Origin of the sequence: Shewanella goraebulensis (assembly GCF_030252245.1) — a bacterium.
GTDB classification, from domain to species: Bacteria; Pseudomonadota; Gammaproteobacteria; order Enterobacterales; family Shewanellaceae; genus Shewanella; species Shewanella goraebulensis.
The window spans coordinates 304,881-317,452 of record NZ_CP126972.1 but is presented as its reverse complement, the minus strand read 5'-3'; the positions used below and the strand labels follow the sequence as shown (position 1 = coordinate 317,452).

Annotated in this window: 9 protein-coding genes; 5 read left to right on the top strand and 4 right to left on the bottom strand. The window is 42.6% G+C overall.

Annotated elements, in window-relative coordinates; translation table 11 throughout:
- The first annotated feature begins 28 nt into the window (after positions 1–28).
- Positions 29–1,009, top strand: coding sequence for a sensor domain-containing diguanylate cyclase (locus tag QPX86_RS01525; RefSeq protein WP_285163897.1), 981 nt, complete (start codon positions 29–31; stop codon positions 1,007–1,009).
- Between the two features lie 244 nt (positions 1,010–1,253).
- On the opposite strand, the gene QPX86_RS01520 is transcribed toward QPX86_RS01525, so the two are convergent.
- The 3 genes from QPX86_RS01520 to QPX86_RS01510 all read right to left on the bottom strand — a co-directional run bounded on the left by QPX86_RS01520 (position 1,254) and on the right by QPX86_RS01510 (position 3,683).
- Entirely contained in the window at positions 1,254–1,955 is a 702-nt protein-coding gene (locus QPX86_RS01520) for a haloacid dehalogenase type II (RefSeq protein WP_285163896.1), read from the bottom strand.
- A 100-nt stretch (positions 1,956–2,055) separates the two neighbouring features.
- Positions 2,056–2,652 carry a TetR/AcrR family transcriptional regulator gene (locus QPX86_RS01515; RefSeq protein ID WP_285163895.1) on the bottom strand — a complete coding sequence of 199 codons (597 nt, stop codon included), beginning with the start codon at positions 2,650–2,652 and terminating at the stop codon, positions 2,056–2,058.
- A gap of 311 nt (positions 2,653–2,963) precedes the next feature.
- Positions 2,964–3,683, bottom strand: a complete 720-nt coding sequence (locus QPX86_RS01510; RefSeq protein ID WP_285163894.1) for a FadR/GntR family transcriptional regulator — start codon at positions 3,681–3,683, stop codon at positions 2,964–2,966.
- Positions 3,684–4,108: 425 nt separating this feature from the next.
- Between QPX86_RS01510 and QPX86_RS01505 the strand changes: the two genes are divergently transcribed.
- From QPX86_RS01505 to QPX86_RS01490, 4 genes are all read left to right on the top strand, one after another.
- Positions 4,109–5,788: an FAD-dependent oxidoreductase gene (locus QPX86_RS01505; protein ID WP_220752433.1), complete on the top strand. Its 1,680-nt coding sequence runs from the start codon at positions 4,109–4,111 to the stop codon at positions 5,786–5,788.
- 72 nt (positions 5,789–5,860) lie between these two features.
- The gene (locus tag QPX86_RS01500) at positions 5,861–6,214 is read left to right on the top strand and encodes a cytochrome c3 family protein (protein WP_220752434.1); all 354 of its coding nucleotides are present in this window, start codon (positions 5,861–5,863) and stop codon (positions 6,212–6,214) included.
- Between the two features lie 53 nt (positions 6,215–6,267).
- Entirely contained in the window at positions 6,268–7,512 is a 1,245-nt protein-coding gene (locus tag QPX86_RS01495) for an OprD family outer membrane porin (RefSeq protein ID WP_285163893.1), read from the top strand.
- A 90-nt stretch (positions 7,513–7,602) separates the two neighbouring features.
- Positions 7,603–9,381, top strand: a complete 1,779-nt coding sequence (locus tag QPX86_RS01490; protein WP_285163892.1) for a tannase/feruloyl esterase family alpha/beta hydrolase — start codon at positions 7,603–7,605, stop codon at positions 9,379–9,381.
- A gap of 103 nt (positions 9,382–9,484) precedes the next feature.
- Here the strand turns inward: QPX86_RS01490 and QPX86_RS01485 are convergent, their stop codons facing one another.
- Positions 9,485–12,571: an efflux RND transporter permease subunit gene (locus tag QPX86_RS01485; RefSeq protein WP_285163891.1), complete on the bottom strand. Its 3,087-nt coding sequence runs from the start codon at positions 12,569–12,571 to the stop codon at positions 9,485–9,487.
- Between the last annotated feature and the right edge of the window lies 1 nt (position 12,572).

Genomic DNA, 12,572 nt, shown 5'->3' with positions numbered 1-12,572 from the left:
TCATTGAAAAAGCATGATGGGTTTATCAATGAATAAAACAAAACCAATATTTGATCCCAAAACATTCCTTCTTGATAATCCTAATGAGCTAATATCATTAGATAAATGGCAGAAAACGGTTAACTTACTTGCTAAAGTATTTCATGCTCCTGCCGGTTTTTTAGTTCAATTTACCCCCGATGATGGCTTTCAAGTCACTATCTCAAGTCAGCAAGACACTAATCCCTATGCAGCAGGCATTGTCATAGAACCCGAAGCCAATATTTTCTGTCGCCGTATCGTTGAAACTGGCAATCCGCTATATGTGCCCAATGCCCCGATAGACCCTTGTTGGGATACCAACCCAGAAGTCCACAACGATGGCTTTACGTCTTATTTGGGCGTCCCCGTTTTTTGGCCTGACGGGCACCCTTTCGGAACATTCTGTGTCATGGATTATAAGCAAACAGAATATGAGGACAGTTACTTAGAGCTTATTGAACAATTAAAAGACATTCTTGAATCTGATCTCGCCTTAATCGATTTATACGGCCAAATGCAGCAACTGGCGATTACAGATCCTTTATCAGGCATTAATAATCGCCGTGGCTTTGAAACCCTGAGTCAGCAACGTATTGCGCTAGCCAAACGTAACCAAGCTAAGCTGGGACTTTGCTACTTAGATGTCGATAACTTTAAGCTTATTAATGACCAATATGGCCATAAAACGGGTGACGATATGATTAAGCACATTGGCACAGTATTACAGAATACCGTGCGTCAAAGTGATGTGATTGGCCGTATTGGCGGGGATGAATTTGTCGCACTAGTTATGTTAGAGCGTGAATCCGATCTCGTTGCCTTCAAGCAACGTTTAGAAGTTGGTTTTTGCTGCGCGAAACGCGCGAAACATTTACCTGAGTATTCAGTCTCTATTGGTAGTATCGAAGTCGATTTACATGCCAGTTTTACTGATTTACTCGATAAAGCCGATCAAGAAATGCTTAAAAATAAAAAGCGAGTTGCTTAATTCTACTAAGGCTTCAATTACTATCAGTTATTTTATTTACTATCAGTTATTTTATTTACTATCAGTTATTTTATTTACTATCAGTTATTTTATTTACTACCAGTTATTTTATTTACTACCAGTTACTTATTACTAGTTACTTATTACTAGTTACTTACTATCAGTGACTTATTATCAGTGATTATCGTATATTACTCGTTAATAACAACCTAGTTATCAGCTCGCTTACGAGTTAGCTTTGCACCTATTTAACACACTCGTTAACTGCAGAATCAAGCAGCTGTAAATCAGCAACAATCACGTTAGGCTGCATTTCCCACGGGTCAAATGCAGCGCCTTCAGTTCGCTTAATCCATGCCGCTTTAAGCCCCGTCGCTATTGCACCAATCACATCAAACGGATTACTTGATATCAGCCAAGTATCACTTGCCTTCGACTCAGTTGCCTGTAAAAAGTGTTGGTAAATATCTGGGTTAGGCTTAAACGTTTTTATCTCGTCAGCACTGACGACCCCTTCAAACAATGCATCTATTCCCGCAGCATGCAGTAATGTTTCAACGGCACGCTTAGTGCCATTTGAAAAAGCAAACATACGATAACCCTGGGCTTTCAATGCTATCAAGGCAGGCTTAACATCTTCAAAGCTGGGTAAGGTTTTATAACACTCCATCAGCGCATTTTTTTGTTCAGTAGATAAGGAAATTTGATAATAATCGCAGGTATATTCAAGTGCTTGGCGGGTACAGTCACTAAAAGGAACATAGTTTTTCATCAACCCGCGACGAAAGGAATACTCTAATTGCTTTTCACGCCAACGAGTGGAAAAGGCTTTAGCCTTGTCGCCTATCATTGTCTCGAGCAGGATTAACACGCCATGAGTATTAATTAAGGTGCCATACACATCAAAAGCCAAGGTGATGTCTGGCCGTTTTAGATTTTCTTTCACCTTCCTCACTCCTTACCCTTTAATGACATGTATTCAGTAAATAGCTGAGCTTTTCATAACAGCACCTTCAATAACATCGCTTCAACGATGAAAAGTCCTATTAACTCTGCATGGCTAAAGGCGGATTACTGAAAATTGCGTCGATAAAATCCTGAATCGTATTATCGTCGCTGTTGGCATGGGCATACGTACGAATACCAATAATCTGTATTTGTAAAAAACGTGCCAGTGCTTGAGGTGTCTGCTGACTGTCTACTTCACCTTGCACTTGTGCTTGCGCCAATAACTCGGCAAATGCTGTCTCAACCATCACTAATGACCGCTTTGCTTGTTCAAGTAAATCTGCATTTTCGTCAGTCAATTCCGCCACCGTTTTAACAAGCATACACATGCCACTCGGGGCACAATTACGATTAGCCAGCACAGCAGTTTCAACAAATTGTTTAAGCGCTGCAATAGGAGAATCATTATCGGCGATACACTGGTTTAACTGAACAATACCTGATGTTGCATAGTGCTGTAGTGCTTCTTTAAATAGCCCTTCTTTGCTACCAAAGCTTGCATAGATACTGCCAGGACGCATATCAATCACTTCTTGAAGGTTACGCATCGATGTAGCGTGAAAGCCTTTTTGCCAATATAAATTGGCCGCTTTTTGAATGGTCTCTTTACGGTTAAATTTGGCAGGTTTACTCATAATACTTTTCTCAGCGCAATTAATGGGTGGCAGTTAGTTAAAGGCCGACAAAGACAAAACAACACCTTAAGCACAATACGTCCTTACAATGGGATGATTACACAGCGCATAAAGCACCTAATTCAATTTTACAATGAACGACTGTTCAAGTCTAGATTGAGGCGGTGCCCTTCACACGACTCAATGGCTTTAACCATAATGAGACGCTTGGTTTCTCTTTAACAATAGTCAAGATTAAGTGAGTTGGCAGTAGAGCACTAAGTGATAGTAAATAATCACTTAGTGTTTGAAATCAGACTGAATAAGAAGGGTTAACTATGACTTTCTCTGAAATCTGATTCAATCTTTTGCAAAATATCTAAAAAGTCTTTTAAGTGAAAATGCATTAGCTTCTCAGCAGTATCACCATCTTTATTGATCACAGCTTGAACCAAATCATCATGCATACCTGCTGGATGAATCTTGTCTGTATCAGGTTGAAATTTATGTGCAATCCTCCCAACCAACTGAATCAAAGATTTATCAATTGCAGTCAAAAAACGATTGCCACACATGTCAGCCAGTATGTAGTGAACTTGGCTTCTTAACAGCACCGTTTCAGGATATTGTAATGAGTCACTTTCGTGTGCACAGGCATCTAACAACAAGGCTTTATGCTCTTCAGTACAATGCTCAGCTGCCAAACGGGCCACCATTGGCTCAATTTCAAGCCTCGCTTCGCAAATTTCCCTAAACGACATTTGGTTAAGAAAAAACAAATCTTTCGTCGCCAAGGTTAAGCGCTCAAAGGTCATTTGTTTAACAAATGCGCCACCTGTTGCCCCTTGTTTAATTTCAATCAAACCATTGGCTTCTAACGCTTTAAATGATTCCCTAATGACCGTTCTGCTAACACTAAAGGTTTCAATCAGCTCTCGCTCTGAAGGTAGCTTGTCACCAGCACAATACTGACCATCAAAAATGGCAGATTTTAATTGATTGAAAACCTCATCAGAGGCCTTTACTTGCTTGATTGGTTTAAAGTTACTCAAGACAAACCCTTAAAATATTTTAATGATTAATAGTATCACACCCATTGTTATTGAGCAGTGTTCTCAACCGCTTATCCCACTATCAATATTGTTACTAAGTGAGTACTTCCTACCCAGTTGTGTTTATAAAAACAACACCCTAACTCCAGTTAATGTTAATCAAATTTTATTTTAGTGAACTCACACTGAAAAAAACTGAATCTGTGACCCTTTTTACAACTTTAACTCAACATTATGTACTTACAAAATTAAATATCATACATTTCACCAATCAAACGTCATACATTTGACAATTGGTAAAGCGGAAAGAAGTTTGGCCAATATCAAGCTACCGCAAACCCTAATTCACTAAGCAGGTAGAAGTTCAAGTGCGCTGTTAGCGGTGTGGTCATCACCCTAAGCCGCTAGGGCAAAGGAGTAGGAAAATGAGTAAAAACAAATCACCAGAAACCAAAGTCATGGATCAATATACGAGTCACGTTTTGCAGCATGGTATTTCGCGCCGAAGCTTTCTGTCCCGAGCAGCAATGGGAACTGGTGCAGTCGCATTTACGGGTTTATCAAGTGCTAGTGCGGAAGCAGCCACGGCGAGTGATACAGAAAATCTCGCAAAAAGTTCTGATGGTGGTGCTGTTCTAGACTTCATGCCGAAGCCAAAACCAATCAAAGATAGTCAAATTTCTTCTACACAAACATTCGATGTTGTTGTTGTCGGCGCTGGTGCTTCAGGTGTACCTGCTGCGCTATCGGCTGCTGAGAATGGCGCTAAAGTTGCGGTACTACAAAAACAATCCATTGTTGTTTCTCAAGGGAATACTGGCTCAGGCCTTGATTTGGCGAACTGTGATAAAGCAGGTGTTGAAGCTATGGTTGCCCGTCTTATGAGTGACAGTGCACATCGCTGCAGCCCAGAGCTATTAAGAGAGTGGGCTTATAACTCAGGCGAAGCCGTATCTTGGGTTATTGATCGCGCTAAAAAGGGCGGCGCACAAGTTGTCGATCAAGGTACTGGCCCACAGCATGGTATTCATGGTGTAACTGAACACAAACTTAACTTTGTGACCTCATATTTTGGGCCTAAGCCATACACCACTGGTGACGGCATGCGTGATCTTGCTAAGACAGCCGAGAAAGCAGGAGTAGAGTTTTTCTTCAATACGCCAGCAAACCAACTGATCCAAGATGCATCAGGCAAGGTGATTGGTGTCATCGCTCAGAATCGTGACGGTTCTTACCACAAGTTTATGGCTAAAAAAGGTGTGATTTTGTCAGCTGGTGACTACCAGAACAACAAAGCAATGTGTGACTTCTTTATCCCTGACTTAAAGAACTTTGAACGTAAGCAAATGGATCGTAACGGTGATGGTTTCTCTATGGCCTATTGGGCTGGCGGCGTAATCGAGCCTGTAGGACACACTAAAATGCTGCACGATTTTGATGCTGGCCCAGCTTCAATGTGTGATATGCCTTTCCTTGCGGTTAACCGTAAAGGCAATCGTTTCGTCAATGAAACCGTAGCAATGTCATTGATGAACAACTACTTACGTGATGAAGAAAATGCAGGTCATTACTCACAAGTATTTGACGCTAACTACATGGAACAAGCTGCTGATTGGCCGGGCAAACTTTATTCTCCAGAGCAAATGAAAAAATACATGCCTGAAGACCCAGCCGAGAAAAAAGGGGTTTACGCCTCACTCACAAACACTTACTCAGCAAATACATTGGAAGAGTTAGCAGTCAAACTGGAATGTGATCCTAAAACATTCGTTGCCAATGTTAAGCGTTATAACGAGCTATGCAAAACAGGGCAAGATGACGATTTTGGCAAACCTTCTTCTAAAATGCTGCCGATTGTTAAAGCTCCTTTCTATGGCATTCACCGCCGTATGCGTGTTTCTACCATTTGCTCAGGAATGTTAGTCGATAAGAACCACCAGGCACTAGATGCTGACGGTAACAAAATTGGTGGTCTATTCGTCATCGGTAATTTAGGTGGCGGCTTCTACGGTGGCGTTGATTACCCACTCACTGTTTTCGGTCTATCACTTGGTCGCTGCTACACCTTTGGTTATTTAGCAGGCAAATACGTTGCCAAGCTATAAACGCCATAACGACAACAAAGTGAATGCCTGTTATTCAGGCAGCCTTCCAAAATGAAATCATGGAATAAAGCAATGAAAAACTTAACTATCCACAACATTATATTTTCTCTTGCATTCAGCTTCTTGGCCAGTAATGCAATGGCTAATGACGCGCAACTACTAGAAGTCACCCACAAAAATGCAGGGCTTGTATGTAATGATTGTCATGCCAAAAGTAAGAAAGAAGAAGTTCGCATAACTAAGTGCTTAGCATGTCATGACACCGCTGATTTAGCAGAAGCAACGGCTGACTTTGAGCCAACAAACCCTCATAAAAACCGTCACTTCGATACCGAAACGAACTGTAATTATTGTCACCACCAACATAAAGAGTCTGAGAACTACTGCGAAGGCTGTCATCAACGTTTTGACTTCGTCACGCCTTAATCGAAATCAATGAATATCGGCAAAAATTAAACCAATAAACATGGATGATAAATATGAACACAAAACTACTACCAGTAGTCGCAGCTTGTTTAGCGGCTAGCCCAGCCTTTGCAGCAGAGCCTATTGCAAATTTATTCAACGATGCAACGTTCAAAGGGCAACTACAGTTATTTGATTTTCAGCGCGATTTTGATGGCGAAACCGCTGATAGACGTGACACCTCTTTTGGCGGACTTTTTTACCTACGTTCAGGTGAATCAAATGGGGTCAGCTTTGGGGGTTCATTCGCCTCTGCAAACCCAATTTGGGATAGCAACGATGCCATTTATGGACTAGTGGGTGGCGGTGCACCGGGCACTTCAAATGAGCGTGACTCAGTTAACCGTTTGCAAGAATACTTTGTCAGTGGCAACTGGTACGACACTAAAATTACCGTTGGCGCCCAAGAGCTTCGCACGCCAATGATGAACCCGTTTCCATTAAGAGCGATCCCTTTCACTTACCGTGGCGCGAGTGTTAAAAATACATCAATCGACAATTTAGCCATTTCAGCTTTATATATCACTGATTATATGGGCTGGACCGATGAAGAGTTTGCCAATGCTTCTGATGGTGTAAAGGGGGAGTTTGCTCGTAAAGGCGTTATCGTTGATGTTGAAGATAACCCAATGTTGGCTCTAGGTTTTGATTACACCTTACCGTTTGAACAGGTGAAAACGAAAGCAAGCCTTTGGCACTACAACATGGAAGACGTATACAAACAAACCTATTTCAAACTTACGATGAGCGGTGAGTTAGGTGCGACAAACTGGTACTTCAAGCCATCTTATTTAAAACAAGATTCCCAAGGGAGTTTAAGTAGCACCGAAGCACAATTCGATACCTATCAAGCTGGTTTTCACCTTGGTATGAAATGGAATGGCTTTGATGCAACAGTTAAATACGTTGAAACGGGTGATGGCGATATTGTGGCACCGTTTGGCGATGAAAAAGTGGTTATTCAACAAGTTGTTCAATCTGGCCGCGCAAATGAAGATGTGTATGCTGCGCAACTTGCCTACCGCTTTGCACCAAGCTCTGCGCTTAATGGCGTTAGCGCATATCTAAACTGGGCAAACTACGAAGTCGATGGTGACGCGAGTCAAGACATTGATGAAACTGATATTTCTGTACGTTACGACCTGAAAGAATATGTAGAAGGACTCAGTCTACGAGCTCGTCATGCCATTGTAAATTACAGCACTGGTGACGATTTAACGGATACCCGTTTCTACGTCTACTATAAATTTGAAATCTAAGCTCTATTTACATCATCTCTAAAATAAAAGGGCCGCCTCCCCTATAGGCCCTTTTTCTTTTTAAAACAATCAATACAACTGGAGTTTCTCATGAAGATGAAACTAAGCACTGTTGCGCTTTCTATTACCTTATCCTTTGCATTAAGCGGCTGTAATAGCAGCGATGACGATACAACAAGCCTACCAATACTAGGTGAGGCGCAACCAGCAACATTAGCGGACTGTACAGCCCTTATTGAAAAATTTACCTTTGAAGACACTGTTATTACTTCTGCAGAGCTCATCGATGCTGGTGAGATAGATTACAATGGTAGAGGGCAAATCTTCGCAACGCCCGCCCACTGTGTTCTGACGGGTGAAATGGAAGAACGGCTTGGCAAAGGGTTAAAAGGCATTGAAGATCAAGCATATGCCATCAGCTTTGAGATGCGTCTTCCTACCGACTGGAATGGTCGTTTTCTTTATCAAGCTAATGGCGGTTTAGACGGTAAAGTGAATAAAGCAATGGGGATATTTCTAGGTACAGTTGCCTATGACGCCAGCGCTCTCAACAAAGGCTTCGCTGTTATCAGCTCAGATGCTGGCCATGATGGTTACGGTGAACAATATTTCGGTCTGGATCACCAAGCTCGTATTAACTACGGTTATGGCGCAGTTGAAAAACTGACCCCAATGGCAAAATCTCTAATTTCTGATGCTTATGGTAAACAACCTGATCGCTCTTATTTTGCAGGTTGCTCTAATGGTGGTCGTCATACCATGGTCGCAGCAACACGTTTTCCAGAAATGTATGATGGTTTCTTAGTTGGGGATCCTGGCAACGATCTGCCTCAAGCTGCAGTGACGCAATTGTATGGTGTACAGCAATTTGAAACCTTAATACCTGCCGATGCGCCGTTAACGACCGCCGCCGAAATCACTGCTGCAATAGAAGGCACAGTTTTAGCTGTTGAATATGATTTGCTCGCATCAAGTATCACCAAACAGTGTGATGCATTAGATGGACTTGAAGATGGCATTATTAGCGACCTTGTAGGTTGTCAGTTGGCTTTTGATATTAACAGGGACGTACCACAGTGTGATGGTCAGCGTGATGGTACTTGTTTAACCGCGGAGCAAAAACGCGTACTTGGCAATATTATGGCAGGACCACAACTGTCTTCAGGTGAAGACCTATACACACATTTTCCATACGACAATGGCATTGGTGCTAGCGGTTGGGCAAGCTGGGAAATGTCAGCAGCCTTTAGCCGAGATGCTGGTACCGTTGCCACAGTATTTTCAACGCCTCCTGTTGAATTCGATAATTACGATACTTCTAGTGATGCAGGCTTAATCGAGGCTTATCAATATGCTGTGGGGCTTGATATGGATGAAGCAAATACCTTAATCAATGCAACCACCAGTGAATTCTCCGAATCTTCAATGTCGTTTATGGCGCTCGGCGGAGAAACAAATTATGACGTAATGCGTGAACGTGGCGCAAAAATGATTTTACTTCACGGAACTGCAGATCCTGTATTTTCTGTTCAAAATACCATTGATTGGTATCAATCAGTTGATGAAGCCAATGCCGGTAACGCTGATGAGTTTGCCAAACTGTACCTGATTCCAGGAATGAACCATTGTGGCAATGGCCCAGCAACCGACCAAGTTAATACCATTTTAGATGATATTGTCACTTGGGTAGAAACGGGAATGGCGCCTGAGTCAATTACTGCCAATGCCCGTGAAGAAAATACAGAGCTGCCAGTTGACTGGGCTAAAGATCGCTCTCGCCCACTTTGTCCTTTCCCACAAGTCGCCACTTACGACGGTAGTGGCGATATTGAAAGCTCAGATAGCTTTAGCTGTATCAAACCTCAATAAATACAAACCCAAGGATTAATCTGGGTATATGATAAAAAGCCTAACTTGCACGACAAGTTAGGCTTTTTATCATCTCACGTGCAAGGTCACCCTTGCTGTATCATTAGATTGCGACGGTTTTTCCTTGATAAGGGATCCGAAATGCGATGGTGTACGCCACAGGTAAAACAATCAATGTCAAAATCGACGCAAAGCCCAAACCAAAGATAATAGTAATTGCCATCGAGCCAAAAAAGGCATCACTTAACAGCGGGATCATCCCCAACATGGTGGTAATTGCCGCCATTAACACTGGTCGTACGCGGCTAACCGACGAGTCCACTACCGCTTGATAAGGGTCTTTGCCCTCTCTGAGCTCTACGTTGATTTGGTCCACCAGCACGATGCCATTTTTAATGATCATCCCAGTTAAACTGAGTAACCCAAGTAGCGCCATAAAGCTAAAGGGCGCATCAAATAACAATAAGCCGGACACCACACCAATTAATGCTAGCGGCACGGTAAACCAAATCACTAACGGTTGTCTGACAGAGTTAAACAATAAGACCGTAATTAAAAACATGGCTAAGTAACCTAATGGCAAAGAGCTAAATACCGACTCTTGCGCTTCAACAGAGACTTCATGCTCACCGCCCCACTCTAGCTCATAGCCTGCTGGTAATTCGATAGCTTCAATTGCTGGGCGAACTTTACGAAATACTGAATCAGCGGTTTCGTCTGTACCGTTAACTGGGTCAGCCAAAACAGATAGCACTCGTTTGCGATCGCGGCGCATCACTAAAGGGTTTTCCCATTCAGTATCAAACCCTGAGACCACCTGTGTTGCTGGCACGAATGTGTTATTTTCAGAGCTCCACACTTGCAGTTTCCAAATGCTTTCAGCATCTAAACGTTCACTCGCTGGTGCGCGTGCCACTATAGGTAATAAGTGACTGTTTTCGCGGTAAACGCCCACTTGCTTACCACTGAAGTTAGTCAATAACGCATCATCTAAATCTGTCTTGCTAATGCCTGTTTCACGGGCCTGCGCTAATGCTAATTGAGGGCGGATCATCGGCACTTGATTGCGCCAATTATGGCGAACGCCCACTGCCGTTGGTTCTGCTTTTAAAATCGCTTCGGCTTGCACTGCCAATTCACGCAATATTTTAGGGTCTTCACCATAAAAGCGGGCTTCAATTTTAGCGGCTGGACTCGGGCCATTTTCCATATATTTAAAACGGTATTCAGCTTCAGGAAAGCGCTGACTTAACTCTTTCTCAAGCGTACGCATATAGCTGTTTACTGTGGTTAAATCAGTCATTTCGATCAAGAGCTGACCGTATGCGCTGTAGCCCTTTTCCGGTACGTAAGGTAAAACAAAACGCTGTGCACCTTGGCCTAATACTGTGGTTAAGTTAACCATCCCGACAGCTTTTTCTGCTTGCTCGGCTAACAGATTGGCCTCTATTTTATGTAAGAAGGCTTCAGTCGCTTTAACATCTGTGCCTTCTGGCATCCACACATCCACAAAGAATATCGGTGTATTCGATGCAGGGAAAAACACGTTCTTTACATAGCCAAAGCCATATAACGAGCTCAGCAATGCAGCGATAATCAATACGATTGTCACACTACGAAAACGCATAGCGAGATTTAAGCTGCTTCGATAGCTTTGAAATAACCAACCTTTATAAGGATCATCTTGGCTTTCGTCTGCACTGATTTCACCATCTTTAAACATCATATTGCAAAAGAACGGCGTTAAGGTCATTGCAGTAATCCAACTGATAAATAGTGAGATTAATAGCACTTGGAATAGCGACACACAAAACTCGCCTGTCGCAGTATCCGACAAACCAATTGGCGCAAAAGCAATGATGGCGATAATGGTGGCGCCCAGCAGCGGCCACTGAGTTTGGCTCACGACTTCTTTGGCGGTTTCAAGGCGAGTTTTACCTCGTTTGATACCAATCAATATCCCCTCGGTAACCACAATGGCATTATCCACCAACATCCCCAATGCAATAATCAGCGCACCCAGTGATATCAGCTGCAATTCAATGTTAAGCACTTTCATCACGATAAAGGTGCCCAAGATTGTCAGCAGGAGTACTAAACCAATTAATACGCCAGAGCGTACGCCCATAAATATCAGCAATACACCAATCACAATGGCGATGGACTCAGCTAAGTTAATCAAAAAACCATTGACGGTTTGATCCACCATTTTGCTTTGGTCATAAACGGTTTCTAGCTGCATACCTATGGGTAATTCGCCATTAAGCTCAACCATTCTCGCATTAACAGCTTCACCCACTTTAACCACGTTAACACCGCTCGAAAACGAGATACCAATTGATAGCGCATTCTTGCCATTAGCGTGGTACACATTGCTTGGTGTTTCTTCGACATCCTTATATACATCGGCAATATCGCCTAAATAGACTAATTTAGAGCTGCCTGGGGCACTGACCATTAAGCGTTTCATTTCACTGACGTTATCAAACTCACCAGTGGGATGAATACGAATACGGTTATCACCAACACGAATACTGCCGGCATTGGATACCACATTTTGGCTGTTAATTAGGCCATAAATATAATCTTGATCTAATCCAAGGGCATTTAGCTTCTGCTGTGAAATTTCCACGACGACTTGTTCGCTAATTTGACCTGCAATGGTGACTTTTTTAATCCCATCTACCAGTACCAATTCACGACGTAAAAAGTCAGCATAATTTTGCAGTTCACGGTTGCTATAACCTTCACCACTGACATTGAGTAAAATGCCGTAAACATCGCCAAAATCATCAATAACACTTGGGGTATAAGCACCAGGTGGCAGCTCGCCAATTTTGTCATTCACTTTACGGCGCACTTCATCCCACACTTGTGGCAAAGCGTCTTTGTCGTATTGCTCTTTAATCTCGATTTCGATTTGAGACAGGCCAGCACTATTTATCGAAACAATATGCTTAATTCCATCAAGCTGCTGTAAAGCATCTTCCAGCGGTAAAGTGACTTCTTCTTCCACTTGCTCAGGCGATGCGCCTGGGTATGCGGTCACCACTAAGGCATTTTTAATGGTGAACTCAGGAAACTCCAACTGCCCTAAACTAAAAAATGAAAAACTACCGCCAACCAACAACAGTAACGCGAACATCCAGCTGATCACCTTATGAGTGATCGAATACTCTGCAAAATTCATC